The sequence below is a fragment of the Alicycliphilus sp. T452 genome (assembly GCF_054512775.1).
Genome location: NZ_JBTNEH010000029.1, coordinates 22667 through 49019, shown reverse-complemented (window position 1 = coordinate 49019; position 26353 = coordinate 22667). Strand labels below are relative to the sequence as shown.

Genomic DNA, 26353 nt, shown 5'->3' with positions numbered 1-26353 from the left:
AGGAAGGGGAGAGGGAGGAAAACCAGCGACCGCCATTGATCGCCTCGCGTTCGTCGATGGTAAGAATGGGTTCGTCCATGGTCTGTCGTTTGCGTGACTGGGGTGCGGGCCATTGTCGCGTGCTCGGGGGGCGCGGCGGCGCGCGCAAAAGCAGCCCGCGTGGAGCAAGGCTCCGGGCCCGCCAGTTGACGGGTCCTTGATTCTGCAGGGCAGCACGGCCACCTGGCCCGGCCGCGCGGGGCGCAGCGTGCGAACCGTTGGATATTGGCGCGCCAAGAGTCATGTAGGTGACTTGAAGGCGGTCTGCGCCGTCGGTATTAACCCTCGAGTTGTTCTGCATGGTGGAATCATTCCGGTTCCTCGGTTTGGCCCTGGCTAAGCTGCGCCCGCAATCTTTGGCGACGCTTCCGAAAAACGGGAGCGCGACCTCTTGAGGAGCGAGACGATGCGGACAACTCTGAACCCGAAAACCCTGGATGCCCCGGACCGTCCTGCCGGCGGCTGTTCACGCCATGGGCGCAGGCCCGCGGCTGACGAGAGGAGGGGCGGCGGATGGACATGCTGATGCAGCAAGTCCTCAATGGACTGACCCTGGGCGGCATCTACAGCCTGGTGGCCCTGGGGCTGACGCTGGTGTACGGCATCTTGCACGTGCCCAACTTTGCGCACGGGGGCTTCTACATGATCGGCGCATTCATGGCCTTTCATGCCATGGTGGCCTGGAGCTGGGGCTACTGGGCCGCCATGGTGCTGGCTGCGGCGACGGTGGCGGTGCTGGGCATCGTGAGCGATCGGCTGGTGTTCAACCCGCTGCGCAATGCTTCGCCGCTGCATCCCAAAATAGCTTCCATCGGCCTGCTGCTGTTCCTGGAGGCAGGCGCCCAGGCGCTGTGGGGCGCGGACTTCCAGCGCATGCCCACGCCCTACACCAGCCTGGTGGAAATGGGCGCGCTGACGGTGCCGGCGCAGCGGCTCTTGATCATCGTTGCCGCCTTTGCGCTGATGGTCGTGCTGCACCTGTTCCTGACGCGCACCACCACGGGTTCGACCATCGTCGCCATGGCGCAAAACCGCGAGGGGGCATCGCTGGTGGGCATAGATGCCAACCGCGTGGCAATGATGACCTTTGCCATCTCCGGCGCCCTGGCCGCGATTGCCGCCACGCTGTATGCGCCCATCAACCTGGTCTACCCGGCCATGGGACACCTGGTGATCACCAAGGCCTTCGTGATCATCATCCTGGGCGGCATGGGCAGCATTCCCGGCGCCGTGCTGGGCGGTCTGATCATCGGCTTCGCCGAGAGCCTGGGGGCCTACTACATCTCCACCGACTACAAAGACATCATCGCCTTCGTGCTGCTGGTGTTCATTCTGTCCATGCGCCCCGAGGGCCTGTTCGCCAAGAGGGGGCGCTGACATGAAGGATTTTGTCGACAGCAAACTGGCCTGGGTTCTGCTGCTGGCCGTGGCCATTGTCTTTCCCTGGGCGGCGGGCAACGACTACCACCTGACGGTGATGAGCACCGCCTACATCTTCGCCATCGCCACGCTGGGGCTGAACCTGATCACCGGCTACACCGGCCAGCTGAACCTGGCGCACGCCGGTTTCATGGCCGTTGGGGCTTACACGGTGGGCATCCTCACCGTGGACCATGGCTGGCCATTCTGGGGTTCCCTGGCCATGTCCGGCATCGTCTGCGTGGCGCTGGGCTACTTCATAGGCCTGGTGTCGCTGCGCCTGAAGGGGCACTACTTCTCGATCTTCACGCTGTGCGTGGGCTACATCATGTTCCTGGTGATCGAGAAATGGGACGGCCTGACCCACGGCACCGTGGGCATCATGGGCATACCGGAACCCGAGGCGATTGGTGCGCTGAGCTTCGACACCCCCGTGCGCCTGTACTACTTCGTGCTGTGCTTTCTCGTGCTGCTGGTGTGGGCCAAGCGGCGCATCGTCAAGTCGCTGCTGGGGCGCACCTTCATCGCCATTCGCAACAGCGATGAGCTAGCCGAGGCGCTGGGCATCAACCTGATGCGCAACAAGATCCTGGCCTTCATGCTGAGTGTGTTCTACGCCGGCATCGCGGGCGGCCTGTACGCCGGCTTCGTGCGTTTCATAGGCCCAGACATGGCGGGCGTGCACCACACCTTCGACATGATGATCTTTGCCATGGTGGGCGGCATGGGCACGGTCCTGGGGCCGCTGCTGGGCTCCATCGGCATGCCCTGGCTGACGCAATCGCTGCAGTTCCTGCAGGAATACCGTTTCATCGTCTTTGGCCCCATCCTGGTGCTGCTGGTGATTTTCCTGCCCTACGGCGTGGTCGGCAGTTTTTTGCAGTGGCGCGCGCGCCGCGCCGCCCTGAAGGAGCGCAGCCATGCTCAAGATTGAACGCCTGACCAAGAAGTTCGGTGGCCTGGCGGCGGTGAACAATGTCTCCACCACCATCGAGGAAGGCAAGATCAACGCCATCATCGGGCCCAACGGCGCCGGCAAGACGACGTTCTTCAACCTCATCAGCTCCACGCACAAGCCCACGAGCGGCACCATCACCTTCAACGGGAAGGACGTGACCTCGCTGCGCCCCGACCAGGTGGCCCGGCTGGGCATTGCGCGCACTTTCCAGACCACGGCGCTGTTCGACCGATCCACGGTGCTGGACAACCTCATCGTGGGCCACCGCCTGCGCACGCATGCGGGCCTGTGGGACGTGCTGCGCGGCTCCAGCCGCCTGCGCGAGGAAGAGCGTGTGTGCCGCGAGAAGGCGCGCGAGGCGCTGGACTTCGTGGGCCTGTCGCACATCGCCCAGCGCGTTGCTGGCGACATCAGCCAGGAAGAGCGCAAGCGCGTGGCCTTTGCCTTGGCCCTGGCCACCGACCCCAAGCTGCTGCTGCTCGATGAGCCCGCGGGCGGCGTGAATCCCGAGGAAACCGATGGCCTGGCCGAGCTCATCCGCAAGATGGTGCGCCATGGCATGACGGTGGCCCTGATCGAGCACAAGATGGGAATGATCATGAGCCTGGCCGACAAGATCCTGGTGCTGAGCTATGGCGAGAAGATCGCCGAAGGCACGCCCGGGGAGATCCGCCGCAACCCGGCCGTGATCGATGCCTACCTGGGGAGCGAGCATGCTGAAGTTTGAGGATGTCTCGCTGAAATACGGCAGTTTTCTGGCGCTCGACCGGGTCAGCCTGCACGCGGGTCAGGGCGAACTGGTGGTGCTGCTGGGCGCCAATGGCGCGGGCAAGAGCTCGCTGTTTCTTACCGCCAGCGGCATTCACAGGGCGGCCGGCGGCTCCATCGCCTGGCAGGGGCGGGAACTGGTGGGCAAGAAGCCCTCGGCCATCGTGCAGGCCGGGCTGGTGCAATGCCCCGAAGGGCGCAAATTGTTCCCGCAAATGACGGTGCGCAAGAATCTGGAGCTGGGTGCCTACGTGCACCGTGGCGACCCCGGCCCCAGCCGGCAGACGCTGGAAGAGGTGCTGGAGCTGTTCCCCATATTGCGTGAAAAGCAGCACGACCCGGCCGGTTCGCTGTCGGGCGGCCAGCAGCAGATGGTGGCCATAGGCCGCGCCATGATGGGCCGGCCCAAGGCGCTGCTGCTCGACGAGCCCTCGCTGGGCCTGGCGCCGCTGGTGATCAAGCAGATGTTCGAGGTTATCCAGCGCATCAACCAGGCCGGCACCACGGTGCTGCTGGCCGAGCAGAACGCCTACGCGGCGCTGAAGATCGCCCACCGTGCGTATGTGCTGGAAAACGGCCGCATCGTGCGCGAGGGCAGGCCTGCCGAACTGCTGGCCGACGATTCCATTCGCAAGGCGTACATCGGCGCCTGATTTTTCCCCATCACCAGGAGACACACATGTCTGCATTCCCACGTTTCACCCGCCGCCAGGTTGCCGCGCTGCCCTTGGTCGCCATGGCGCTCGCCGCTGGCCCGGCGCTGGCGCAAGAGGTGGTCAAGATCGGCTACTCCGGCCCGCTGTCGGGTGGTGCGGCGCAATATGGCAAGAACGTGCTCGACGGCATGCAGATGGCCCTGGCCGAGGTCAACGCCACCAACCCCGAGGTGGCCGGCAAGAAGGTCAAGTTCGAGATCGTTGCGCTGGACGACAAGTACAACCCGTCCGAGACCGCCATCAACGCCCAGCGCCTGGTGCAGCAGCACAAGACGGCGGCCATCCTGGTGCCGCATTCGGGTGGAATCTTTGCGCTGCAGACCACCAATGAGCGCAGCAACTTCATCGTGCTGGCCTATAGCTCGGTGCCGCAGATCACGGCCAAGGGCAACAAGCTGACGCTGCGCATCCCGCCGGAGTACACCGGCTACATCGAACCCTTCTCCAGATACGTGATGGAGCGCTTTGGCAAGAAGGTGGCCATGGTGGGTGCCGACCACGACTACGCGAAGGCCTGGGCAGCAGCCTTCAAGCCCGGTTGGGAAAAGCTGGGCGGCACTGTCGTGGCCGAAAACCCCATGAGCTACAACCGCGCTACCGATTTCTACAGCGGCGTGAGCAAGGCGCTCGCGGAAAAGCCGGACGTGCTGTTCATCGGCGGCGCCTCGGAGCCCACGGCCCTGGTGGTGAAGCAGGCGCGCGAGCTGGGCTTCAAGGGTGGTTTCGTCATCATGGATCAGGCCAAGCTTGACGAGATGGCGCGCGTGCTCGGCGGCTACGGCATGCTGGAGGGCGCCATAGGCGTGATGCCCGTGGTGGAGGACGGCAGGGCCGAGTCCAAGGTCTTCGTGGAGCGCTTCTCCAAGGCCTACCCTGGCCGCACGCCGGGCTCGGAGGCCCAATGGAACTACACGGCCTTGCATGCCACCATCAAGGCCATGCAGCTGGCAGGTACCTCCGCCGATGCCAAGGCCATCCAGGCCAAGCTGGACGCCGCCTACAAGGCCCTGACGCCGGCGCAAAACCCCGGTGGCGCCACGGCGGTGGATGCCCAGGGCGGAACCGTCACGACCGTGCGCGGCGCCGCCGTGCAGGGGGGCAAGATCGTCGCCGTGCAGACTGCCAAGTAACCTGGCGTGGCCGCAAGCGCCAGCGGCGCGGCTATGTGGACTTGCCCTGGGCCTGGGCCACGATCAGGGCCACCAGATCCTCGGTGGCGGCGAGCACGCGCTCGCTGCCCTCGGCCACGCGCCCGGCGCCGGCGCGCATGGCTGCGGGCTCCTTGCTGGCGAACAGCGCCTGCTGGTAGGGCGCCCATGCGTTGCGCACGCGCGTGGCGGCGGCCTGGGCGGCCGGCGTCATGTGGCGCGACGTCTCCAACTGGGTCAGTACGGCCGTGAAATGCGCGCGGCTCAGGTGCATTTCCATGTCGGCCGGAGCCTCATGCAACTCCCAGGTGCGGTAGAAGTAAAACTTGGCCATGCGCTGCGACAGCATGCGCTGGCGCCCGGCCAGGCCGATCAGGTGTTCCAGCGGGGAGCCGGTGCTATTCGAGTAGGACACGGTGAGATAGTGGGCTGCACTTTGCAGCGTCTCGTTGGCGTCGTACAGCGCGGCTGCGCCCGTGCGGCTGGGCTCGCCGGCCAAGAGTGCCTTGAATTGCGCCCAGAGGGTTTGCAGCTGCGGCAGGCTGGCCTGCACTGCAGTATTGGGCAGGAAGGTCTTGAGCGCTGCCAGATGCGCCTCGTACCGGGCGACCGATTCCTGCAGCTGCGCGCGGGCGCTTTCGCTGGCAATCGACTGGCCCCACTGCAAATAGGCCCGGGTGCTGCGCTGCGAGAGCATGCGCAGCCGCCCCGCCATGTCGATGGCGCGGGGAGTGTCCAGCCGCTGGGCCGGCGCGGCCTGGGGGAAGGCCGGAAAAGGCAGTGCCGCGAAGGCCGCGCCACCCAGCAGACCTGCGCAAAACTGGAATCTGTCCATGCAAACCTCCCGCTGAAAGAAGGAGGAAGGGGCGGTAGTGCTGTCGGCATGGCCGGCGTCCGGCGCTCCCCCGTTCCTGGCCGCAGCCAGTATAGGGGAGGCCTTTCGCCGGTTTCCAGGGTCAGCGGACCAGCGCTTCCTGGTCTTGCAGGCTGCGCCACTGCACCTTTCCGGTGCCCGACTTGGGCAGGGCGTCCACGAACTGCACGATGCGCGGGCTCTTGTAGGCCGCCATGTGGCCGTGGGCCCAGTCCACGATCTCCGATTCGCTGACCTTGCCCTTGAAGGCCTCGCGCAGCACCACCACGGCCTTCACGGTCTCGCCCCGGCGCGCGTCGCGCGCGGCGATCACGCAGACCTCCTGGATGGCGGGGTGGGCGTACATCAGCGCCTCCACCTCGGCGGGCCAGACCTTGTAGCCCGAGGCGTTGATCATGCGCTTGAGCCGATCCACCATGTAGAAGTAGCCATCCTCGTCGGTGCGCGCAAGGTCGCCGGTGCGCAGGAAGCGCTTGCCTTCCAGGGTGATGAAGGCCTGCGCGGTGGCTTCGGGCTGGCCCCAGTAGCCCTGCATGAGCTGCGGGCCGTGCACGATGATCTCGCCCACCTCGCCGGGGGGGAGTTCGGCGAAGGTGGCGGGATCGACCACGCGCGCGTCCACGTCGAAGATGGGGATGCCCAGGCACTGCTTCATGGGCCGGTCGGGCGGATTGATATGTGTGGCGGCCATGGTCTCTGACATGCCATAGCCCTCGATGTAGTCCAGCTTGCACAGCTCTTTGAGCCTGGTGGCCACGGCCTCGGGCATGGCGGCGCCGCCGCCGCTCAGGCGCCGGATGCTGGACAGGTCGTATTCGGCAAGGCGCGGGTTGGACAGCAGATCCACCACCATGGTGACGATCATCTGCGTGCCCGTGACGCGGTAGCGCTCGATGAGCTGGGCGGCTGCATCGCGATCCCAGCGCGGCAGCAGCACGATGGTCGCACCCGAGTACAGGGCGCTGTTCATGCCGCCTTGCATGCCCGTCACATGGAACAGCGGCAGCACCGACAGCGAGACGGAGTCCGGCGGCGTGCCCAGCCATTGGGTGCCGGTCACGGTGTTGTACATCACGCTGCGGTGCGTGTGCATGCAGCCCTTGGGGTGGCCCGTGGTGCCCGAGGTGTAGGGCATCACGGCCAGATCGTCGGGGCCGGCCTCCAGGGGCGCGGGGCGCAGGCCCGCGGCCAGCGCGTCGGCCCAGGCTACGGCGCCGGGTTCGTCCAATGGCTCGCGTGGTGCGCTCACGAAGGCCGGCACGGTCAGATCCGTGGGGCCCGCAAGGTAGTCGCCATAGGTGGCCACCACGGCATGGCGCAGGCCCGGGGCCTGCGGGTCGGCGGAGGCGGCCGCCAGGCCCTGGCGCAGCAGCGGGCGCACCTGGGCGAACAGATCCTGCGGCGCGAGGATGGCGCGCGCGTTTGCATCGGCCACGTAGTGGCGCAGCTCCTCGGCGAGGTTCATGGGATTCACCGGCACCACCACCGCGTCGGCGCGCAGGATGGCGTAGTAGCCGATCACGAACTGCGGGCTGTTCTGCAGGTACAGCAGCACGCGGTCGCCCTTGCGCACGCCGCACGCCTGCTGCAGGTAGGCGGCCAGGCGCTCGGTCTCGTCCTGCAGGCGCGCGTAGGAGACGGCCGAGTCGTAGAACACCAGCGCCGCCTTGTCCGGGTAGCGCATGGCGGAGACTTCGATGTTGCGGTACAGGTGCGTGGCGGGCACCGTGAGGTGGCGCGGCAGCATGCGCGGCCAGTGGGCGAAGTGGCGGTCGGACATGGGCGGCGTTCAGCGTGCGGTCATGTAGCGTGCCAGCTCCATCTTGCCGATCTGGTTGCGGTGCACCTCGTCGGGGCCGTCCGCGAAGCGCAGCGTGCGGGCCTGGGCGTAGGCGGCGGCGAGCGGGAAGTCGTCGCACACGCCGGCGCCGCCGTGCACCTGCATGGCCCAGTCGATCACCTGGCAGGCCATGCCGGGTGCGGCCACCTTGATCATGGCGATCTCCTTCTGCGCGACCTTGTTGCCCACGGTGTCCATCATGTAGGCCGCGTTGAGCACGAGGAAGCGCGCCTGGTCGATCAGGATGCGCGCGTTGGCGATGCGCTCGCGCGTCACGCCCTGGTCGGCCACGGGGCGGTGGAAGGCCACGCGGCTCAGGGCGCGTTTGCACATGAGCTCCAGCGCGCGCTCGGCCACGCCGATCAGGCGCATGCAGTGGTGGATGCGCCCGGGGCCCAGGCGCCCCTGGGCGATCTCGAAGCCGCGGCCCTCGCCCAGCAGCACGTTGGACACGGGCACGCGCACGTTGTCGAAACTCACCTCGCCGTGGCCGTGGGGTGCGTGGTCGTAGCCGAAGACGGGCAGCGCGCGCTCCAGGGTCACGCCCGGCGTCTTCATGGGCACGAGGATCATGGACTGCTGGCGGTGGCGGCTCGGGTGGTCGGGGTCGGTCTTGCCCATGAAGATCAGGATCTCGCAGCGCGGGTCGGGCGCGCCCGAGGTCCACCACTTGCGGCCGTTGATCACGTACTCGTCGCCCACGCGCTCGACGCGCGCCTCGATGTTGGTCGCGTCCGACGAGGCCACGGCAGGCTCCGTCATCGCGAAGGCCGAGCGGATGCGGCCCTCCAGCAGCGGCAGCAGCCACTGGCGCTGCTGCTCCTCGGTGGCGTAGCGCACCAGGGTTTCCATGTTGCCGGTGTCGGGCGCCGAGCAGTTGAAGGCCTCGGGCGCGATGTGCGAGCGGCCCATGATCTCGCACAGCGGCGCGTATTCCAGGTTGGTCAGGCCCGCGCCGTACTTCGACTCGGGCAGGAACAGGTTCCACAGGCCGGCCGCGCGGGCCTTGGCCTTGAGCTCCTCCATGACCTTCGTGGGCTGCCAGGCGTTGCCGGCCTTGCGGTTGGCGTCCACCTCGTGGTGGTACGCGCTCTCGGCGGGGTAGACGTGCTCGTCCATGAAGGCCGTGAGGCGCTTTTGCAGGTCGACGACCTTGGGGGAGTAGGAGAAGTCCATGGGTGTGGTCCTGTTGGGTGGATCAGATGAGGCTCGCGCCGCCGTCGATCACCAGCCCCTGGCCGGTGATGTGGCGCGAGGCCTCGGAGGCGAGGAACACCACGGCGCCCTTGAGGTCCTCGTCGCCGCCGATGCGGCGAAGCGGCGTGCGCTCCACCATGGCGGGGCCGAGCTTGTCGATCAGGCCGTTGGCCAGCTTGCTCGGGAAGAAGCCCGGGCAGATGGCGTTGACGCGGATGCCGTAGTGGCCCCACTCGGACGCCAGCGTGCGCGCGAAGTGCAGCGCCGCGGCCTTGGAGGTGTTGTAGGCGATGGTGTTCATGCCGGGCGGCGTGCCCTTGATGGCGGCCACCGAGGCGGTGACGATGATGTTGCCCCGGCCCCTGGGGATCATCACGCGCTTGCCCACCTCGCGCGAGAGGAAGAAGGGCGCGTTCACGTTCAGGTCCATCACCTTGTTCCAGGCGGCGTCGGGGTAGTCCTCGGCCTTCTCGCCCCAGGTGGCGCCGGCGTTGTTGACCAGGATGTCGATGGTGCCCCAGCGCGCGAGCACTTGGTCCACCATGGCCGGGATCTGGTCGAACTTCGACAGGTCATTGACCACCGTCTCGACCTCGTAGCCCAGGCCTTCGAGGTGCGCCCTGGCCTGCGCCAGCTCGTCGGCCTTGCGCGCGGTGATGGCGAGCCGCGCGCCCATCTCGCCCAGGGCCTCGGCCATCTGCAGGCCCAGGCCGCGCGAGCCGCCGGTGATGAGGGCGACCTGCCCGCTCAGGTCGAAAAGCTGTTTCACGCCCATGGGAGCCTCCTTGGTGTCTTGGCATGCAAAAGTTCCGCACTGCAGAACTTGGACGCAGCCATGCTAACCGGCCGGCCGCCGTGCTGTCTGTCGCCTGCGAAACTCGCGGGCGTTGCCCGCCGGCTGCGGCGCCCACAGGCTCGCGGCGAGCGGGCGAGCCTTGCCCGCCGCCCCTGCTTTCCGCAGCGGAGGGCCTGCCACCAGGTTCTGCTTTGCAGAACAGCGGGAGAGCCAGGCCTGCATCCCTGCCCATCAACCGCCGCGACTTAGACTTCCAGCTCTTCGAGGTGCCGCAGGCCGAGGCTCTGGTAACGGCGCCACCGCTTCCTGGGTGGGGCTGGATTTGAAGGAAAATATGCCTTCAGCGCTTGCCAGTAAAGCGCAGACAGCTATTAATTCGGTAGTTTTGCCGCTGCTTTCCGGGTGGGACGGTTCAACGGTACAGCGCCGTCTCAATGCGCCCGGTCAGCTCGATCAGGCGCGGCCGCACCTCGGACAGCAGGTACTCCGGCGGCAGGTTGAACGAGGGCCCGCCGCAGTTGATCACCATGGGCGGCAACCCGCCGCCGGGCTGGAAGGCGCGCGCAATGGCGTTCACGTTTCTTTGCCATTCGCCGAACGAGCAGGTCACGCCCAGGCTGCGGTGCTCCTGCACGGCCTTGTCCACGCCAGCCCGCACCTCGTCGGTCCAGGCCGCTGGGACGCGCTCGCGCAGTTGCTCCAGCGCGGCGCGGCGCTCGTCCTCGGGCACGGTGGCCAGCCAGGCACGGCCCATGGCGGAGGTGGCCAGCGCAATGCGCGAGCCCACATCCAGGCTCAGCGTCAGCAGCGCCGAGCTGCGGCAGTTCTCCACGTAGATCATGGACAGGCGGTCGCGCGTGCCCAGCGAGACCTCGGCCTTGGCGAAGTCGGCCAGCTCCTGCATCAGCGGACGGGCCACCTGGCGCACGTCCAGCCGCACCAGCATGGCGCTGCCCAGCGACAGGGTGGCCATGCCCAGGCGGTACTTGCCGACATCCCCCACATGGATCAGGTAGCCCAGCCGGGTCAGCGTGTGCGTCAGGCGCGATACGGTCGATTTGGGCAGCCTGCAACGCTGGGCGATCTCCTGGTTGCCCAGCAACTTGTCGGCCGAGCGAAAGCACGCCAGCACCTCCAGGCCCCGCGCCAGTGCCGTGACGAAGTGGCGGTCTTGCTTCGGGGGCGGGGAGGTGGGGCGCGGCGTTGGCATGCGCGGATTATCGAGTGCCGGGACGGCCCGCCAGCCATGGGGAGGGCCATGGGTGCCACCGGCGGCGAAGCGCCGGGCTGGCGCCGCATAGGTGATAGTCCCCATCGCCGCCGTGGCTCGCCGTTTCCATAATTATGGAAAATTATGCGTAATCATGAACCTCGTACCTTGTTCTGCCCGCCGTTGACGGGCGGCTAGCCATTCGTCCGCATGCGCTGCGTTGCCGATTCCCTGCACCACCAGGCCGCCGAGAAGCTGCGCCAGCAGATATTTGCCGGCGATCTGGCGTCGGGCAGCTTTGTGGACGAGGCTGCGCTGTGCGAGCAGCTGGCCGTCTCGCGCACGCCGCTGCGCGAGGCGCTCAAGGTGCTGGTGGCTGAAGGGTTGCTGCGCCATGAGCCGCGCCGCGGCTGCTTCGTGGCCGAGGTCACGGCGCGCGACGTCGACCAGATCTTCCCCGTGATCGCCTTGCTGGAGGGCCGCGCCGCCTACGAGGCCACCGAGCGCGCCGGCCCTGCCGATATCGCGGCGCTGGAGGCGCTGCACCAGCGCCTGCGCGACAGCGCGGCGGTGGGCCGCATCACCGCGTACTACGAGGCCAACCATGCCATCCACGAGGCCTTCATCACCCTGGCCGACAACCGCTGGCTGGCCCAGGTGATCGGCGACCTGCGCAAGATCCTGCGCCTGGCGCGGCACCAGACGCTGCACGTGCCGGGCCGCCTGCAGCAAAGCCTGGCCGAGCACCTGGCCGTGTTCGCCGCCCTCAAGCAGCATGACGCCGGGGCCGCAGAGCAGGCCATGCGCCACCATCTGCTCGCGCAGCGCGATGCGCTGCGCGAGCTGGCACGCAACCACCCTTCCCGGATCGCACCATGAACGCCACATCGACCTGGATCTCGCGCAACGTGGACCGCCTGCGCTCCGCAGGCAAGGACAAGGAGGGCGCCAGCCCGGCGCGCAAGCCCGCCCTGGCGCGCGGCACGCACGAGCGCCTGCTGGCCACGCTGCGCCGTGGCGACGAGACCCTGTCGCCGCGCGCGCTGCGCCGCCTGCTGGCCGACCTGCAGGACGTGGTGGCCCCGCGCGTGAGCGAGATCGAGGGCGGCCGCCGCGCCCAGGCCGTGGCCGCGTGGTACGCCGGGGCCGAGCCTGAGGAGCGGCGCGACATGTGGCTGCTGATGTGCGAGCAGTTCGCGCCCGACGCCACGCGCTTCAAGTCCGCCCAGCAGCGCTACGAGGCCGCCGCCGGCACGGCCGACGCGCCCCAGGCCGAGGCCCACCTGCGCCGCGCGCTGGTGTCGCCGCGCACGCGGCTGCTGCAGCGCTTCGCCGTGTTTCCCGAGGGCATGCGCTTCCTGGTGGACCTGCGCGCGGAGCTGCTGCCGCTGCTCAAGAGCGACAAGCGGCTGCTGCCGCTGGAGGCGGAGCTGGAGCAGCTTTTCGCCACCTGGTTCGACGTGGCCTTCCTGGAGCTCAGGCGCCTGTCGTGGGACTCGCCCGCCTCGCTGATCGAGAAGCTCATCAAGTACGAGGCGGTGCACGACATCCGCAGCTGGGCCGACCTGAAGAACCGCCTGGACAGCGACCGGCGCTGCTACGGCTTCTTCCACCCCCGCCTGCCGGGCGAGCCGCTGATCTTCGTGGAGGTGGCGCTCGTGGGCGAGATCTCCGAAAGCATCACGCCGCTGCTGGACGAGTCGGCCGAGGCCGCCGACATCCAGCGCGCGACCACGGCCATCTTCTACTCGATCAGCAGCACCCAGCCGGGGCTGCGCGGCGTGAGCTTCGGCGACTCGCTCATCAAGCATGTCGCGGAAACGCTGACCGAGGAGTTCCCGCGCCTGCGCACCTTCGCCACGCTGTCGCCCATTCCGGGCTTCCGCTCCTGGCTGGCCAAGCAGGGCGCGGCGCAGCTGGAGCGGCTCGACGAGAAGCAGCGGGCCGAGCTGGGCCGCGCCGTGGGTTTCGAGCCGCCGCAGATCGCCCATGTGCTGGCCGCGGCCGACAAGGCGCTGGAACTGCCCCCGAAGTCGCCCGTGCGCCAGCTGCTGCTGCAATGCGCGGCGCGCTACCTGGGCCGCGAGCTGCAGGACGGCAAGCCCCTGGACGCCGTGGCGCGCTTCCACCTGGGCAACGGCGCGCGCGTGGAGCGGCTCAACTGGGCGGCAGACCCCTCGGCCAAGGGCATGAAGCAGTCCTTCGGCATGATGGTCAACTACCTGTACGACCTCAAGCGCATCGACAAGCACCGTGCGCTGCTCGAAGAGGGCCGGGTGCCCGTGTCGGGCGACATCGAAAGCCTGTGCGGCGACTGAAGCGCTTACATTCCCCCTGTCATAACGAACCAACCAGCAAGGAGACACGGCAATGCAAGAGAGAGACGACACCCAGCGCTTCACGGACATGCCGCGGCGGCGCGACATGCTGCGCGCCGCGGGCGCGGCGGGCCTGGCTGCCGCCACGGGCGGCGCCTGGGCGCAGGGGGCCAACACCTGGCCCTCCAAGCCCGTGAACCTGGTCGTGCCCTTCCCCGCGGGCGGCGGCACCGACGCCTTCGCGCGCCCACTGGCCGCGCAGTTCTCCAAGAGCACGGGCAAGACCCTGGTGATCGATAACCGCGGCGGCGCGGGCGGCACCGTGGGCGCGAGCATCGCGGCCAAGGCGCACCCCGACGGCTACACGTTGTTCATGGGCGGCGCACACCACGTCATCGCGCCCTCGGTCTACCCCAGGCTCGACTACGACATCGAGAAGGACTTCATCCCCCTGGCCCTGCTCGCCAGCGTGCCGCAGGTGGTGGTGGTCAACCCGCGCAACGTGAAGGCCAACACCCTCCAGGAACTCCTGGCCATGGTCAAGAGCAGCCCCGGCAAGTTCAACTACGGATCGGCCGGGTCGGGCAGCTCGCACCACCTGGCGGGCGAGCTGTTCAAGATCCAGACCGGCACCTTCATCACCCACATCCCCTACCGCGGCGCGGGCCCGGCGCTGCAGGACCTGATCGGCGGCAACGTGGACATGATGTTCGACGGCCTGGGCTCCTCGGCCGGGCACATCAAGGGCGGGCGCATCAAGGCGCTCATGGTCGCGGGCTCCAAGCGCAACCCGGCCTTCCCCGACGTGCCCTGCGCCGCCGAGGTCGGCCTGCCCGACTACAACGTCAGCACCTGGTACGGCCTGTGGACGCCCAAGGGCACGCCGCCCGACGTGCAGGCGCGCATCGTCGAGGAGATCCGCAAGCTCGGTGCATCCGACGAGATCAAGGCCATCTGGGCCGGCAACGGCGCCGAGTTCGGCACCCTGAGCCCGCAGGACTTCGGCAAGATGATCAGCAGCGAGGTCAAGCGCTGGGCGCAGGTGGTCAAGGCGTCGGGCGCCAAGATCGAATAGTGCCCTCCGACCGACGCGTGCGAGCTCACCTCGCGGCGGAGCGTTTGCGTGCGCGCGAGTACGCTGGCGCAGAAGCGGGGGGACTCAGCACCATGTCGGCGAACGCGCTGCCCCCTGCGGAGATGTGTATCCGCATCGCCTCGGCCGCAGCTTCCCCGTTGCCCGTCCGGATAGCCTCGACCACGGCCTCGTGCTCCATCTGTGAGCGGGCCAGCCGCCCAGGCCTCTCGAACATCCGGCCGCGGTAGGGCGCAATGCGTAGCCGCACCATGCGTGTCTGTTCGACGATGAACGCATTGCTGCTGGCCTCGTAGATGGTGTTGTGCAGTTCAGCGTTGGCTTGTACGTAGCCTTCGGAGTCTTCGGCGTGGGCGCACGCGGCGGTTTTTTCCAGTGCAGCCATGAGCCGGGCGCTCAGCTCGGCATTGATGCGTGTGGCGGCCAGCCTGGCCAGCACGCCTTCGAGTTCGGCCAGTCCCTCCATCATGGCGACAAGCTCCCGTGCCTGCAGTTGGCGCACGTAGATCCCCGAGCGCGGGACGATTTCCACGAGCCCACGGGCGGCAAGCAGCAGTAGCGCTTCGCGCACGGGCGTCCGCGAAGCGTCGAAGCGCTCGCACAGGGCAGGCTCGTTGATGGCCATACCGGGCATCAGAAGCCCCGACCGAAAGTCCTCCTCAAGTGCAAGCCGGATCCGGTCCTGAAGGCTGGCCGGGCTTGGGGTTTTCTCTAGTTGATGCATTTCTGGATACACCCTTTAATTTAGATATATCTCAAACAAGTACTAATACACATGAAGCCCAAAATAGACTGGCAAGGACACCTTGCCGTGATCACGCTCCAGCGCCCAGGGGTTGCCAACCGGTTGGCTCCAGAGGATCTACCTGTGCTGATTTCCCATATAGAAAGTGTTAACCATCGGGATGGCATTCGGGTGGTTTTGCTGCGCAGCGAGGGTAAGTATTTTTGCAGCGGTTATGATATATCAGAAGTAAAAAACAGCCAGACAAAAGGTAGTGGATTTGGCGAGATGGTGGATGCAGTTGAGCAGTGCCGCGCCGTGACCGTGGCCGCGATACACGGTGGTGTGTATGGTGGGGCGACCGATCTGGCGCTAGCGTGCGACTTTCGGGTGGGCAGTATGGCAGCGGAAATGTTCATGCCCGCCGCGCGCCTGGGCCTGCACTTCTATCAGGGGGGGCTGGAGCGCTATGTCACACGGCTCGGGCTCGATACGGCCAAGCGCCTTTTCCTTACCTGCGAGCGCCTCGACGCAAGGGAGATGAAGGCGTGCGGCTTCCTGACCCATCTGGTGGAGCCCGAGGCGCTGCAGACGACGGTGCAGGGACTCACCGACACACTGTGTGCCATGGCTCCGCTGCCACTGTTCGGCATGAAGAAGCACCTGAACCTGATCGCCCGCAGCATGCACGACCCCGAGGCCATCGCGCAGGAGGTGATGCGCAGCGTTCATTCGGAGGACCTGCTGGAGGGCGGGGCCGCATGGCGCGAAAAGCGCAAGCCGGTGTTCAAGGGCCGCTGACAAGCCTTCCAGATCGATAAACCCCAAGGAGACAAAACCATGCTCAAGCGTATCGCCGCTCCTCTGTTGCTCCTCGCCTTGGCGGGAGGCAGTGCATTGGCGCAGCCCTATCCCTCGCGCCCCATTACCCTGGTGGTGGGTTTTCCCCCGGGCGGAGGTGCGGACGCGGTGGCGCGTATCGTGTCCGACAAGGTCGGAAAGATCCTTGGTCAGCCCGTGGTTGTGGACAACCGGCCGGGTGCGGGAACGACGCTGGCTTCGGAACTGGTCGCCCGCGCGCCGGCCGACGGCTACACGCTGCTGCTGGGCAGTGCGAATCTCTACGGCTCGGACCAACTGCTGTACAAGAGCGCCAAGTACGATGGCGCCAAGAGCTTTACCCCGATTTCGCGTTGGAGTTCGGCGCCGATGCTGCTTGCCGTGAAGAAGGATCTGCCGGCGCAGTCCGTCAAGGAGTTGGTGGCGTTGGCGCGCAGCCAGCCCGACAGGCTGAGCTACTCCTCCTCCGGTGCGGGGGTCGTAACGCACCTGGCTGCGTTGTCGTTCGCACAGGCCAACGGCGGCATCAAGATGCTACACGTGCCGTTCAAGGGAGGGGCGCCTTCGATCCAGGCGGTGGGTGCGGGCGAGGTGGACATGACGTTCGGCACGCCGCCCTCGGTGCTACCCCTGGCGCAGGCCGGCAAGCTGCGCATTCTTGCTGCGACCACGGCGCAGCGGTCGCCGTTGTTTCCCGATCTGCCTGGCATGAAGGAGTCGGGTGTGGATGGGTACGAGTACACGTTCTGGTTCGGACTCTTCGGTCCTGCGGGGCTGCCCGCCGAGGTGCAGAAAAGACTGTTCGATGCCAGCGTAGGGGCACTGAAGGACCCCGATGTGAAGGAGCGCCTGGCCAAGCAGGGGAACCTGGGGGCGCCGTCGGCATCGCTGGATGAGTTCCAGGCTTGGGCCGTTCAGGAGGGCAAGGAGTCGCGGGATCTGACGCTGCGTTCGGGGGCCGGTCTGCAATGAGCAACGCCCTGCATGCCACACACGGTGAACTTGCGTTGCAGGACATCACGGTCGTCGATCTGACACGGGTTCTGGCGGGACCTGCCTGCACGCAACTGCTGGGCGATCTGGGGGCTCGCGTGATAAAGGTCGAGCAGCCCGGCGTGGGCGACGACGCTCGTGCCATCGGTCCATTCGTGGGGGGCTCCTCTGCCTACTTCATGTCAGTCAACCGAAACAAAGAATCCATCGCTCTCGATCTCAAGAAACCCGAGGACCGCGAGATTTTCGAGCGTCTTCTGGAGTGTGCTGACGTACTGGTGGAAAACTACCGGCCCGGCACCATGGAAAAGCTCGGGTACGGTTGGCCGGAACTGCATGCGCGTTATCCGCGGCTGGTGATGACCTCGGTATCGGGGTTCGGGCAGACTGGCCCGTACAGAGGCTTCCCTGCATACGACATGGTTGTGCAGGCGATGAGTGGGATGATGAGTGTGACAGGCTATCCGGGAGCGGGGCCCTGCCGTGTGGGGGTGTCCATCGGTGACCTGGGCGCAGGGCTCTACGCTGTGATCGGCACACAGGCGGCCTTGATGCGCCGCGTCCGCACTGGCTATGGGGAGCGCGTGGACGTGTCCATGCTGGACTGCCAGGTGGCGCTGCTCGAGAACGCCATCGCCCGCTACGGCGCGCTCGGCAGCGTGCCGGGCCCTATCGGATCGCGGCATCCATCAATGGCGCCGTTCGATGTGTTCGCGGCGCGGGACGGATGGTTCGTGATCGCCGTGGGCAATGACCCGATGTTCAAGCGGCTGTGCGAGGTGCTCGACTTGGTCGCATTGGCGGAGGATGAGCGCTTCAAGACCAACGCCTTGCGCTGCACGCATGAGGCGGCGCTCAAGGAGGCGCTGGAGGCTCGGCTTCGCACGCGCGAGCGGGCGCACTGGCTTCGCCTGCTGGCGGACAGCGGAATCCCGGGGGGGGAGTACAACTCCGTGGCCGACATCGTCGAGCATCCGCAAGTGCAGGCGCGAGGCATGCTCGCGCAGGTGCGTGCGCCGGATGGTCAGCCGTTGGGCGTTGCCGGCAATCCGCTGCGCGCAGGGCAAGCCGATGCCCTGGTGCGCCGCGAACCGCCGGCGCTGGATGCTGACCGGGTGCGCATACTGCAGGAACTGGCGTTGCAGCCGGCTCCGGTGGCATGTCCCCCGGATGAGCGTATATAGAGTACATAGAATATGCATCCATTGACCAGCCATAGTGCGCAATAAGCTATTGATTTAGTAGCGATTTCTCTAATGCAGCATGACCTCGATGTCCAAACTGCCGGGGGAATGCACGGCGAGGGCCGGGCGTCAGCGTATTCCTGCACCAACGTTCTCTTTTGATGATTACCAGACCATGAGCTCTTCACCGCAAAACCTCTTCTATGCGCTGCGCTCCGCCTTCCCGTCAGACCTGGACCAGACCGCCGTAGAGGCTGCCTCGGCCAGCGGCGAGCCGCTGCTCTACACCTGGCGCGACCTGGACCGCGCCAGTGCCCGTATCGCCAACCTGCTGGCCTCGCTCGGGCTGCCCGAGGGCAGCCGCATCGCCGTGCAGGTGGAGAAATCGGTCGAGGCCATGCTGCTGTACCTGGCCACGCTGCGCGCGGGCTACGTGTTCCTGCCGCTCAACACGGCCTACCAGAGCGCCGAGATCGAATACTTCGTCGGCAACGCCGAGCCGGCAGTGGTGGTGTGCACTCCGGGCAACTTCGGCTGGGTGTCGAAGATCGCCTTCACCGCGGGCACGCAGCACGTGTTCACGCTGGGCGACGACCGCACGGGCACGCTGCTCGAGCGCGCCGCGCACTTCGGCGACGAGCATGTGCCCGCCGTCCGCAAGGCCGACGACCTCGCCGCCATCCTCTACACCAGCGGCACCACCGGCCGCAGCAAGGGCGCGATGCTCACGCACGGCAACCTGCTCTCCAACGCCCGGGTGCTCAAGGACTACTGGGGCTGGACGGCTACCGGAGGGCCTGAAGGTCGTGGCGACGTGCTCATCCACGCGCTGCCCATCTTCCATGTGCATGGGCTGTTCGTCGCGATCCACGGCGCGCTGATCAATGGCAGCAAGATGATCTGGATGGCGAAGTTCGACCCCAGGGCCGCGATCGCTGCCATGCAGCGCGCCACCGTGTTCATGGGCGTGCCCACGCTCTACGTGCGCATGCTGGCCGAGCCGGCGCTCACGAAGGCCGCCGCGAGCCGCATGCGCCTGTTCATCTCGGGCTCGGCGCCGCTGCTCATCGAGACCTTCAAGGAATGGCAGGACCGCACGGGCCACACCATCCTGGAGCGCTACGGCATGAGCGAGACCATCATGCTCACCTCCAACCCCTGCACGGCCGACGCGCGCCACGGCGGGCAGAGCGAGCGGCGCGGCGGAACCGTGGGCTTTGCGCTGCCCGGCGTGGGCCTGCGCGTGGTTCAGGATGCCGGCAAGGAAGTGCCCGTGGGCGAGATCGGCAACATCCAGGTCAAGGGCCCGAACGTGTTCAAGGGCTACTGGCGCATGCCCGAGAAGACCAGGGAGGAATTCAGCGCCGACGGCTGGTTCAAGACCGGCGACGTGGGCAAGGTGGACGAGCGCGGCTACGTGAGCATCGTGGGCCGCAGCAAGGACCTGATCATCAGCGGCGGCTACAACGTCTATCCGGCCGAGATCGAAGGCTACATCAACGAGATGCCCGGCGTGGCCGAGAGCGCCCTGGTGGGCGTGCCGCATCCCGACTTCGGCGAGGTGGGCGTGGCCGTGGTGATCCCCAAGCCCGGCGTGATGCTGGACGGCGAGGCGATCGTCGCGCAGCTCAAGAGCCAGCTCGCCAACTTCAAGATCCCCAAGCGCTGCTTCGTCGCCACCGAGCTGCCGCGCAACACCATGGGCAAGGTGCAGAAGAACCTGCTGCGCGAGCAGCACAAGGGCCTGTTCGCCTGAGGCGCGTGCCTCCTTCATCAAAGCACAAAGGCGACCGTGGTCGCCTTTGTGCTTTTGAAAGAATAGCTGCCAACGCTTGCCCAGCAAGCGCTGTAGGCCAATTGGATGCTTAACGCAGCACCAGCACCGGAATGTGCGAGTGCGTCAGCACGTGCTGCGTCTCGCTGCCCAGCAGCAGGCGCTTGAGGCCCTTGCGGCCATGCGAGGCCATGACGATCAGGTCGCAGTTGTGCTTCTTGGCGGCAGCGATCACGGCCTCGGCGACCAGGTCGGACTTGGCCACCACGGCCTTGACGCTCACGCCTTCGTCCGAGCCGCGCACCTTGACCTTGTTCACCAGCTCCTGGGCTGCGTCGCTCCACTGCTTCTCGATGCGCTTGACTTCGGCGGCGTCCACGGGCAGGCCGCCGTCGAAATAGCTGCGTGGATAGCGCGGTACCACCTTGAGCGCAATCACCGATGCGCCCGTCAGCCCTGCCAGTGAGAGGCCGGTTTCGACGGCTGTTTCCGACAAGGGGGAGCCGTCGGTGGCGATCAGGATGCGCTTGTACATAGGGTTTTGCTCCTCATGGCTGGTTTGGATTGGTAGGAAGCATAGGATAGCGCAAGGGTTTGATCTTGATACATGTCAATGAATCCATTACGCGGAATAGGTAATCTTGGACTTATGTCAAATGATTCTGCCGGTCCATGGGCGGCTGCTTCAGGCGTGGCCATGTCCGATGCGACGGCGCTGCTGGATGACCCGCAGGAGTGGTCTGCCTTCGGCAGGCCGTGCGGCGCCGCGGCCGAAGGGGAATTGCCGGCGGGTGGGCGGTGGGAGTCCCATGTCGTGCTCGAAGGCATGCACTGCGCGGCCTGCGCCCTGACCATCGAGGACGCTCTGCGCCAGGTGCCCGGCGTGGCCGAGGCCGACGTGAGCGCCGCCACGCGCCGCGCACGTGTGGTGTGGAGCCCGGGGCGGGTCCTGCCCTCGCAATGGATGGAAGCGGTGCGCAAGGCCGGCTACCGCGCCATGCCCGCCATGGACGCCTTCGCGCGCGAGCAGCGCCAGCGCGAGAGCCGTCGCGCGCTGTGGCGCTGGCTGGTGGCGGGCTTTTGCATGATGCAGGTCATGATGTACGCATGGCCCGCCTACCAGGCCATGCCCGGCGACCTGACTGCCGAGATGGAGCAGTTGCTGCGCTGGGCCTCGTGGGTCATCAGCCTGCCCGTGGTGCTGTTTGCCTGCGGGCCGTTCTTCTCCAGCGCGCTGCGCGACATCCGCCAGCGCCGCGTGAGCATGGACCTGCCCGTGGCGCTGGGCATGCTGATCACCTTCGTGGTGAGCATGGCCGGCACCTTCGATCCCGCGGGGCCGTTCGGGCGCGAGGTGTATTACGACTCGCTCACCATGTTCGTTTTCTTTCTGCTCACCGGCCGCTGGCTGGAGCTGCGCCTGCGCGACCGCACGGCCGGCGCGCTCGAGGCCGTGATGAACCGGCTGCCCGACAGCGTCGAGCGCCGCACCGCGGAGGGCGGTTTCGTGCGCGTGGCCACGCGGCGGCTGCAGGTGGGCGACGTGGTGCGGGTGCTGCCCGGCGAGGCCTTCCCGGCCGATGGGCGCATCCTGGCCGGCAGAACGCAGGCCGACGAGGCCCTGCTGACGGGCGAATCCACGCCTGTGGGCAAGTCGCCGGGCAGCACGGTCACGGCGGGTAGCCACAACCTGCGCTCCGCGGTGGAGGTCGAGGTCGACGCCCTGGGCGCGCAGACGCGCTTCGGCCAGATCGTGGCGCTGATGGAAGCGGCTTCGCTGCAAAAGCCGCGCCTGGCACAGTTGGCCGACCGGGTGGCGCGTCCCTTCCTGGTGGGGGTGCTGCTGGCGGCGCTGCTGGCGGCTGTCTGGTGGTGGCCCACCGACCCCGGCCACGCATTGATGGTGGCCGTCGCGGTCCTCGTGGTCACCTGCCCCTGCGCGCTGTCGCTGGCCACGCCGGTGGCCATGCTCACCACCGCGGGCACGCTGGCGCGCAGCGGCGTGCTGGTGCGCAACCTGCAGGCGCTGGAGGCGCTGGCCACCGTGGATACGGTGGTGTTCGACAAGACCGGAACACTCACGCATGACCGCCTGACGGTGTCCGGCACGCAGGTGGCGCCGGGTGCCGGGTTGGCTCCGGAGCAGGCCCTGGGACTGGCGGCCATGCTGGCCCAGCATTCATTGCACCCCGTTTCGCGTGCCCTGGTCGCCGCGGCGGCGGAAACGGAGGCGCCGAGCCTGCCCTGGACCCTGGACGAGGTCCACGAACTGCCGGGTGCAGGCCTGCAGGCCCGGGCCTGGCAGGCGGGGACGCAGGAGGTGACCTTGCGCCTGGGGTCGGCCGTCCATGCGCGCGTGGCGCAGATGGAAGGGCAGCAGGTGGTGCTGTCGGCCGAGCGCGCGGGGCAGGTCGTCGAACTGGCGCGCTTCGCCTTGAGCGAGGCGCTGCGCCCCGAGGCTGCCGCCGTGGTACGGCAGCTTCGCTCCGCCGGCATCGATGTGCAGCTGCTCTCGGGCGACCGCAGCGCGGCGGTGCAGGGCGTGGCCGCCCGTGCGGGCATCGACGTGGCGCATGGCGACTGCACGCCCCAGGACAAGCTGCAGCGCCTGCAGGCCCTCCAGTCCGGCGGCCACCGCGTGGCCATGGTGGGTGACGGGCTGAACGACGGCCCGGTGCTGGCGGGCGCGCATGCCTCGTTCGCATTCGGCAAGGCCGTGCCGCTGGCGCAATCCCGTTCTGACATTGTTGTTTTAGGCGACAATCTCGCCCTGGTGACCCAGACCCTGCTGCTGGCGAGGCGCACTTTGCACATCGTGCGCCAGAACCTGTGGTGGGCTGCCGGGTACAACGCCGTTTGCGTTCCGTTGGCCATCGCGGGTTACATGCCGGCCTGGCTGGCAGGGCTGGGCATGGCACTCAGCTCGCTGCTGGTGGTGATGAATGCGGCGCGCCTGGCGCGCATTCCTGGCGGCGATGTTGCTGCCACTCCACGATCGGCACATTCCGCGCCCATGCCTGTAGAGGTGGCCTGACCATGGACATTCTGTATCTGCTGATTCCGCTGTCTGTCGTACTCGTACTGTTCGTATTGGCCGGCCTGTGGTGGGCGGTCTATCGGGGACAGTTTGAAAACGTCGATCAAGAGGGGGAGCGCATTTTGAGGAATGATTGACAATCGTCAATAACCATAATGCGAGTCCGGTTGAAACTTTTTCTGCATATCAACGAGGTGTAACCGATGGAGTCATCACAAACAAAAGTTGCGCACTACGACGATACCGTCGTGCGCCAATTCACGATCATGTCCGTGGTCTGGGGGGTGGTGGGCATGCTGGTCGGCGTGTTCATTGCAGCACAGCTGACCTGGCCCGAACTGAACTTCGGCATTCCATGGCTGAGTTACGGGCGCTTGCGCCCGCTGCACACCAATGCGGTGATCTTCGCCTTTGGTGGCTGTGGCTTGTTCGCCACCAGCTACTACGTGGTGCAGCGCACCTGCCAGACCCGGCTGTTCATGCCCAAGCTGGCCGGCTTCACCTTCTGGGCCTGGCAGGCCGTCATCGTGGCTGCCGCCATCAGCCTGCCGATGGGCTACACCTCGGGCAAGGAATACGCCGAGCTGGAGTGGCCCATCGACATCCTCATCGCCATCACGTGGGTCAGCTACGCCATCGTGTTCTTCGGCACGGTGGGTACGCGCAAGGTCAAGCACATCTATGTGGCGAACTGGTTCTTCGGTGCTTTCATCCTGGCCATTGCCCTGCTGCACATCGTCAACAGCGCCGCCATTCCAGCGGGCTGGATGAAGAGCTATTCCGCCTACGCCGGCGTGCAGGACGCCATGGTGCAGTGGTGGTATGGCCATAACGCCGTGGGCTTTTACCTGACCACGGCCTTCCTGGGCATGATGTATTATTTCATTCCCAAGCAGGCTGGCCGCCCGGTATACAGCTACCGCCTGTCCATCGTGCACTTCTGGGCGCTGATCTTCACCTACATGTGGGCCGGCCCGCACCACCTGCACTACACCGCGCTGCCCGACTGGACGCAGTCCGTGGGCATGGTGTTCTCGCTGATCCTGCTGGCTCCCAGCTGGGGCGGCATGATCAACGGCATGATGACCCTGTCGGGCGCCTGGCACAAGCTGCGTGACGACCCCATCCTGCGCTTCCTGATCGTGTCGCTGTCGTTCTACGGCATGTCCACCTTCGAGGGCCCGATGATGTCGATCAAGACCGTCAACGCCCTGTCGCACTACACCGACTGGACCGTGGGCCACGTGCACTCCGGTGCCCTGGGCTGGGTCGGCCTGATCACCATGGGTTCGCTGTACTACCTCGTGCCGCGTTTGTTCGGCAAGGACAAGATGCACTCCATCAAGGCCATCGAACTGCATTTCTGGATGGCGACGATCGGCATCGTGCTCTATATCGCCGCCATGTGGATCGCCGGCGTGATGCAGGGCCTGATGTGGCGTGCCGTGAATCCGGATGGCACGCTGACTTACACCTTCGTGGAAAGCGTCAAGGCAACCTATCCGTTCTATGCCATCCGCTTCTTTGGCGGCCTGCTGTATCTCAGTGGCATGGTCATCATGGCGTGGAACGTGTGGATGACTGCGATTTCTGGTCGTTCCGTCAAGGTGGCCATTCCGGCCGTGAAGGCTGCGCACGCTTGAGGATCTAGGAAACCAAGTCATGTCCAATAGTCAAAACAACACATCCCCCGGCTTCACCCACGAGAAGGTCGAAACCAGCAACTTCCTCATGATCGTGCTGATCCTGCTGGTGGTGGCCGTGGGCGGCCTGGTGGAAATCGTTCCGCTGTTCTTCCAGAAATCGACGACGGAGGCCGTGCAGGGCGTCAAGCCCTACACCGCCGTGCAACTGGTCGGGCGCGATATTTATCTGCGCGAGGGCTGCTACAACTGCCACTCGCAGATGATCCGCCCCTTCCGTGCGGAAACGCTGCGCTATGGCCACTATTCAGTGGCCGGTGAATTCGTCTATGACCACCCATTCCAATGGGGCTCCAAGCGTACAGGTCCTGACCTGCATCGGGTGGGGGGCAAGTACAGCGACGAATGGCATCGCATCCACCTGAACAATCCGCGCGATGTGGTGCCGGAGTCCAACATGCCGGCCTATCCATGGCTGGAAAAGACCCAGATCGATCCCTCCGTCGTCGCTCCGCGCATGAAGGCGCTGCGCACCGTGGGGGTTCCCTACACGGATGAGGACATCGCGGGGGCGGCCGATCAGGTCAAGGGCAAGACGGAAATGGATGCCGTGGTCGCCTACCTGCAGGTATTGGGCCGCGCGCTCAGATAACAAGGAGTGGCCATGGACATCACCACCATGCGTATCGTGGCCACGCTGGCATCGCTGGCGTGTTTCGTGGGCATCTGGTTCTGGGCGTACATGCGCCGCAACAAGGCCCGGTTCGAGGAGGCGGCGCGGCTGCCCTTCGCCGAGGACTGATGAAGAACTCCCTGAAAGCAAAGAGATAACCCATGAGCGATTTCACCAGTAATTTCTGGTCCATCTATGTGGCCGGAATCACCATCATCGGCATCATTGCCTGCGGCCTGCTGCTTTGGATCACTTCCCGCAAGAAGGTCGAGCCGACGGCGGACAACACCACGGGCCATGTCTGGGACGAGGACCTGACCGAAATGAACAACCCCATGCCACGCTGGTGGATGTGGTTGTTCGTGTTGACCATCGTGTTCGGCTTCGGTTACTTGGCGGCGTATCCTGGCCTGGGCACGTTCAAAGGCCAGCTTGGCTGGACTCAACTGGGTGAGTACAACCAAGAAGTGGAGAAGGCGAACACCGAGCTGCAGCCCCTTTATGCCCGTTTTGCCAGCATGAAAACCGAAGACATGGCAGGTGATGCCGCCGCCATGGCCATCGGCGAGCGCCTGTTCATGAATAACTGCGCGCAGTGCCATGGCTCGGATGCGCGTGGCAGCAAGGGCTTTCCCAGCCTGGCAGACGGCGACTGGCTCCATGGCGGCACGCCCGATGACATTCGCAAGACCATCCACGATGGACGCGTGGGCGTGATGCCGCCCATGGCTGCCGCGATTGGATCGCCCGAGGATGTGCGCAATGTGGCGCAGTATGTGCTGAGCCTGTCGGGCAGCCCGCATGATTCGCTGAAGGCTTCACTCGGCAAATCCAAGTTCACGGCTTGCGCAGCCTGCCATGGCATGGATGGCAAGGGCAACCCGGCCCTGGGAGCACCCAATCTGACGGATGACATCTGGCTGCATGGTTGGGGCGAGGCCGCCATTACGGCTATGATCAACAACGGCAAGACCAATGAAATGCCGGCGCAGGCAGGTAAACTGACCGACGCACAGATCAATGTGCTGACGGCTTACATCTGGGGCTTGTCCCACAAGGCCGGCGCTTCACGCTGACGCCAACTCTGCGGCCGGCTCCCTTTTGGAGGG

At 66.3% G+C, this 26353-nt stretch carries 25 protein-coding genes and 1 pseudogene; 18 read left to right on the top strand and 8 right to left on the bottom strand.

Going from position 1 to position 26353, the window contains the following annotated elements:
* A pseudogene (locus tag ACX12L_RS19980) lies at positions 1-79 on the bottom strand (Crp/Fnr family transcriptional regulator); the annotation flags it as partial.
* Positions 80-552: 473 nt separating this feature from the next.
* On the opposite strand from ACX12L_RS19980, the gene ACX12L_RS19975 reads away from it, so the two are divergent.
* The 5 genes from ACX12L_RS19975 to ACX12L_RS19955 are packed head-to-tail and all read left to right on the top strand — an operon-like array spanning position 553 to position 5030.
* Positions 553-1416: a branched-chain amino acid ABC transporter permease gene (locus ACX12L_RS19975; protein WP_459264187.1), complete on the top strand. Its 864-nt coding sequence runs from the start codon at positions 553-555 to the stop codon at positions 1414-1416.
* Between the two features lies 1 nt (position 1417).
* Complete coding sequence (locus tag ACX12L_RS19970; protein WP_459264186.1) at positions 1418-2392, top strand: branched-chain amino acid ABC transporter permease; 975 nt, start codon at positions 1418-1420, stop codon at positions 2390-2392.
* Positions 2379-3143: an ABC transporter ATP-binding protein gene (locus ACX12L_RS19965; RefSeq protein ID WP_459264185.1), complete on the top strand. Its 765-nt coding sequence runs from the start codon at positions 2379-2381 to the stop codon at positions 3141-3143. Before ACX12L_RS19970 ends, ACX12L_RS19965 begins: the two co-directional genes overlap by 14 nt.
* The gene (locus tag ACX12L_RS19960; RefSeq protein WP_459264184.1) at positions 3130-3837 is read left to right on the top strand and encodes an ABC transporter ATP-binding protein; all 708 of its coding nucleotides are present in this window, start codon (positions 3130-3132) and stop codon (positions 3835-3837) included. The genes ACX12L_RS19965 and ACX12L_RS19960 overlap by 14 nt, the downstream gene beginning before the upstream one ends.
* 26 nt (positions 3838-3863) lie before the next feature.
* Complete coding sequence (locus tag ACX12L_RS19955) at positions 3864-5030, top strand: ABC transporter substrate-binding protein (protein ID WP_459264183.1); 1167 nt, start codon at positions 3864-3866, stop codon at positions 5028-5030.
* Positions 5031-5061: 31 nt separating this feature from the next.
* Here the strand turns inward: ACX12L_RS19955 and ACX12L_RS19950 are convergent, their stop codons facing one another.
* From ACX12L_RS19950 to ACX12L_RS19930, 5 genes are all read right to left on the bottom strand, one after another.
* On the bottom strand, positions 5062-5883 hold the full coding sequence (locus ACX12L_RS19950) for a type IV pili methyl-accepting chemotaxis transducer N-terminal domain-containing protein (protein ID WP_459264182.1): 822 nt from the start codon (positions 5881-5883) through the stop codon (positions 5062-5064).
* Between the two features lie 121 nt (positions 5884-6004).
* The gene (locus ACX12L_RS19945) at positions 6005-7702 is read right to left on the bottom strand and encodes a long-chain fatty acid--CoA ligase (RefSeq protein ID WP_459264181.1); all 1698 of its coding nucleotides are present in this window, start codon (positions 7700-7702) and stop codon (positions 6005-6007) included.
* A gap of 9 nt (positions 7703-7711) precedes the next feature.
* Positions 7712-8938 (bottom strand): acyl-CoA dehydrogenase family protein, encoded by a 1227-nt coding sequence (locus tag ACX12L_RS19940; RefSeq protein ID WP_459264180.1) that lies wholly within the window; start codon positions 8936-8938, stop codon positions 7712-7714.
* A 22-nt stretch (positions 8939-8960) separates the two neighbouring features.
* Positions 8961-9734, bottom strand: coding sequence for an SDR family oxidoreductase (locus ACX12L_RS19935; protein ID WP_459264179.1), 774 nt, complete (start codon positions 9732-9734; stop codon positions 8961-8963).
* 433 nt (positions 9735-10167) lie between these two features.
* Complete coding sequence (locus ACX12L_RS19930; protein ID WP_459264178.1) at positions 10168-10965, bottom strand: IclR family transcriptional regulator; 798 nt, start codon at positions 10963-10965, stop codon at positions 10168-10170.
* Between the two features lie 210 nt (positions 10966-11175).
* On the opposite strand from ACX12L_RS19930, the gene ACX12L_RS19925 reads away from it, so the two are divergent.
* From ACX12L_RS19925 to ACX12L_RS19915, 3 genes are read left to right on the top strand one after another with little or no spacing between them, the layout of a single operon-like run.
* A complete protein-coding gene (locus ACX12L_RS19925; RefSeq protein ID WP_459264177.1) occupies positions 11176-11844 on the top strand; it encodes a GntR family transcriptional regulator in 669 nt (222 codons plus the stop codon).
* Complete coding sequence (locus ACX12L_RS19920) at positions 11841-13283, top strand: malonyl-CoA decarboxylase (RefSeq protein ID WP_459264176.1); 1443 nt, start codon at positions 11841-11843, stop codon at positions 13281-13283. The genes ACX12L_RS19925 and ACX12L_RS19920 overlap by 4 nt, the downstream gene beginning before the upstream one ends.
* A 52-nt stretch (positions 13284-13335) precedes the next feature.
* Positions 13336-14358, top strand: a complete 1023-nt coding sequence (locus ACX12L_RS19915; protein WP_459264175.1) for a Bug family tripartite tricarboxylate transporter substrate binding protein — start codon at positions 13336-13338, stop codon at positions 14356-14358.
* A gap of 25 nt (positions 14359-14383) precedes the next feature.
* Here ACX12L_RS19915 and ACX12L_RS19910 read toward each other — a convergent pair whose 3' ends face one another.
* On the bottom strand, positions 14384-15100 hold the full coding sequence (locus ACX12L_RS19910; protein ID WP_459264174.1) for a GntR family transcriptional regulator: 717 nt from the start codon (positions 15098-15100) through the stop codon (positions 14384-14386).
* A 51-nt stretch (positions 15101-15151) separates the two neighbouring features.
* Between ACX12L_RS19910 and ACX12L_RS19905 the strand changes: the two genes are divergently transcribed.
* From ACX12L_RS19905 to ACX12L_RS19890, 4 genes are all read left to right on the top strand, one after another.
* Positions 15152-15901, top strand: a complete 750-nt coding sequence (locus ACX12L_RS19905) for an enoyl-CoA hydratase/isomerase family protein (RefSeq protein WP_459264173.1) — start codon at positions 15152-15154, stop codon at positions 15899-15901.
* Positions 15902-15940: 39 nt separating this feature from the next.
* A complete protein-coding gene (locus tag ACX12L_RS19900) occupies positions 15941-16912 on the top strand; it encodes a Bug family tripartite tricarboxylate transporter substrate binding protein (protein ID WP_459264172.1) in 972 nt (323 codons plus the stop codon).
* On the top strand, positions 16909-18117 hold the full coding sequence (locus tag ACX12L_RS19895) for a CaiB/BaiF CoA transferase family protein (protein ID WP_459264171.1): 1209 nt from the start codon (positions 16909-16911) through the stop codon (positions 18115-18117). Before ACX12L_RS19900 ends, ACX12L_RS19895 begins: the two co-directional genes overlap by 4 nt.
* Before the next feature lie 175 nt (positions 18118-18292).
* Positions 18293-19873, top strand: a complete 1581-nt coding sequence (locus tag ACX12L_RS19890; RefSeq protein ID WP_459264170.1) for a malonate--CoA ligase — start codon at positions 18293-18295, stop codon at positions 19871-19873.
* Between the two features lie 109 nt (positions 19874-19982).
* Here ACX12L_RS19890 and ACX12L_RS19885 read toward each other — a convergent pair whose 3' ends face one another.
* Positions 19983-20426 (bottom strand): universal stress protein, encoded by a 444-nt coding sequence (locus ACX12L_RS19885; protein ID WP_459264169.1) that lies wholly within the window; start codon positions 20424-20426, stop codon positions 19983-19985.
* Between the two features lie 162 nt (positions 20427-20588).
* Here ACX12L_RS19885 and ACX12L_RS19880 point away from each other — a divergent pair, with 162 nt between their 5' ends.
* The 6 genes from ACX12L_RS19880 to ccoP all read left to right on the top strand — a co-directional run bounded on the left by ACX12L_RS19880 (position 20589) and on the right by ccoP (position 26320).
* Positions 20589-22925: a heavy metal translocating P-type ATPase gene (locus ACX12L_RS19880; protein WP_459264168.1), complete on the top strand. Its 2337-nt coding sequence runs from the start codon at positions 20589-20591 to the stop codon at positions 22923-22925.
* Between the two features lie 2 nt (positions 22926-22927).
* On the top strand, positions 22928-23065 hold the full coding sequence (gene ccoS / locus ACX12L_RS19875) for a cbb3-type cytochrome oxidase assembly protein CcoS (protein ID WP_459264167.1): 138 nt from the start codon (positions 22928-22930) through the stop codon (positions 23063-23065).
* A 66-nt stretch (positions 23066-23131) separates the two neighbouring features.
* Positions 23132-24571 (top strand): cytochrome-c oxidase, cbb3-type subunit I, encoded by a 1440-nt coding sequence (gene ccoN / locus ACX12L_RS19870; protein ID WP_459264166.1) that lies wholly within the window; start codon positions 23132-23134, stop codon positions 24569-24571.
* Between the two features lie 19 nt (positions 24572-24590).
* The gene (gene ccoO, locus ACX12L_RS19865; protein WP_459264165.1) at positions 24591-25223 is read left to right on the top strand and encodes a cytochrome-c oxidase, cbb3-type subunit II; all 633 of its coding nucleotides are present in this window, start codon (positions 24591-24593) and stop codon (positions 25221-25223) included.
* Between the two features lie 12 nt (positions 25224-25235).
* Entirely contained in the window at positions 25236-25373 is a 138-nt protein-coding gene (locus ACX12L_RS19860; protein ID WP_459264164.1) for a cbb3-type cytochrome oxidase subunit 3, read from the top strand.
* Positions 25374-25405: 32 nt separating this feature from the next.
* Entirely contained in the window at positions 25406-26320 is a 915-nt protein-coding gene (gene ccoP, locus ACX12L_RS19855) for a cytochrome-c oxidase, cbb3-type subunit III (RefSeq protein ID WP_459264163.1), read from the top strand.
* Positions 26321-26353: the final 33 nt, after the last annotated feature.

Coding starts and splice junctions, on each gene's coding strand:
- ACX12L_RS19880 (WP_459264168.1), top strand. CDS start 20,589: ATGTCCGATGCGACGGCGCTGCTGGATGACCCGCAGGAGTGGTCTGCC.
- ACX12L_RS19965 (WP_459264185.1), top strand. CDS start 2,379: ATGCTCAAGATTGAACGCCTGACCAAGAAGTTCGGTGGCCTGGCGGCG.
- ACX12L_RS19915 (WP_459264175.1), top strand. CDS start 13,336: ATGCAAGAGAGAGACGACACCCAGCGCTTCACGGACATGCCGCGGCGG.
- ACX12L_RS19920 (WP_459264176.1), top strand. CDS start 11,841: ATGAACGCCACATCGACCTGGATCTCGCGCAACGTGGACCGCCTGCGC.
- ccoS (WP_459264167.1), top strand. CDS start 22,928: ATGGACATTCTGTATCTGCTGATTCCGCTGTCTGTCGTACTCGTACTG.
- ACX12L_RS19900 (WP_459264172.1), top strand. CDS start 15,941: ATGCTCAAGCGTATCGCCGCTCCTCTGTTGCTCCTCGCCTTGGCGGGA.
- ACX12L_RS19925 (WP_459264177.1), top strand. CDS start 11,176: ATGCGCTGCGTTGCCGATTCCCTGCACCACCAGGCCGCCGAGAAGCTG.
- ACX12L_RS19955 (WP_459264183.1), top strand. CDS start 3,864: ATGTCTGCATTCCCACGTTTCACCCGCCGCCAGGTTGCCGCGCTGCCC.
- ACX12L_RS19950 (WP_459264182.1), bottom strand. CDS start 5,883: ATGGACAGATTCCAGTTTTGCGCAGGTCTGCTGGGTGGCGCGGCCTTC.
- ACX12L_RS19885 (WP_459264169.1), bottom strand. CDS start 20,426: ATGTACAAGCGCATCCTGATCGCCACCGACGGCTCCCCCTTGTCGGAA.
- ACX12L_RS19935 (WP_459264179.1), bottom strand. CDS start 9,734: ATGGGCGTGAAACAGCTTTTCGACCTGAGCGGGCAGGTCGCCCTCATC.
- ACX12L_RS19895 (WP_459264171.1), top strand. CDS start 16,909: ATGAGCAACGCCCTGCATGCCACACACGGTGAACTTGCGTTGCAGGAC.
- ccoP (WP_459264163.1), top strand. CDS start 25,406: ATGAGCGATTTCACCAGTAATTTCTGGTCCATCTATGTGGCCGGAATC.
- ACX12L_RS19860 (WP_459264164.1), top strand. CDS start 25,236: ATGGACATCACCACCATGCGTATCGTGGCCACGCTGGCATCGCTGGCG.
- ACX12L_RS19890 (WP_459264170.1), top strand. CDS start 18,293: ATGAGCTCTTCACCGCAAAACCTCTTCTATGCGCTGCGCTCCGCCTTC.
- ccoN (WP_459264166.1), top strand. CDS start 23,132: ATGGAGTCATCACAAACAAAAGTTGCGCACTACGACGATACCGTCGTG.
- ACX12L_RS19975 (WP_459264187.1), top strand. CDS start 553: ATGGACATGCTGATGCAGCAAGTCCTCAATGGACTGACCCTGGGCGGC.
- ACX12L_RS19940 (WP_459264180.1), bottom strand. CDS start 8,938: ATGGACTTCTCCTACTCCCCCAAGGTCGTCGACCTGCAAAAGCGCCTC.
- ACX12L_RS19945 (WP_459264181.1), bottom strand. CDS start 7,702: ATGTCCGACCGCCACTTCGCCCACTGGCCGCGCATGCTGCCGCGCCAC.
- ACX12L_RS19960 (WP_459264184.1), top strand. CDS start 3,130: ATGCTGAAGTTTGAGGATGTCTCGCTGAAATACGGCAGTTTTCTGGCG.
- ACX12L_RS19905 (WP_459264173.1), top strand. CDS start 15,152: ATGAAGCCCAAAATAGACTGGCAAGGACACCTTGCCGTGATCACGCTC.
- ACX12L_RS19930 (WP_459264178.1), bottom strand. CDS start 10,965: ATGCCAACGCCGCGCCCCACCTCCCCGCCCCCGAAGCAAGACCGCCAC.
- ACX12L_RS19910 (WP_459264174.1), bottom strand. CDS start 15,100: ATGCATCAACTAGAGAAAACCCCAAGCCCGGCCAGCCTTCAGGACCGG.
- ccoO (WP_459264165.1), top strand. CDS start 24,591: ATGTCCAATAGTCAAAACAACACATCCCCCGGCTTCACCCACGAGAAG.
- ACX12L_RS19970 (WP_459264186.1), top strand. CDS start 1,418: ATGAAGGATTTTGTCGACAGCAAACTGGCCTGGGTTCTGCTGCTGGCC.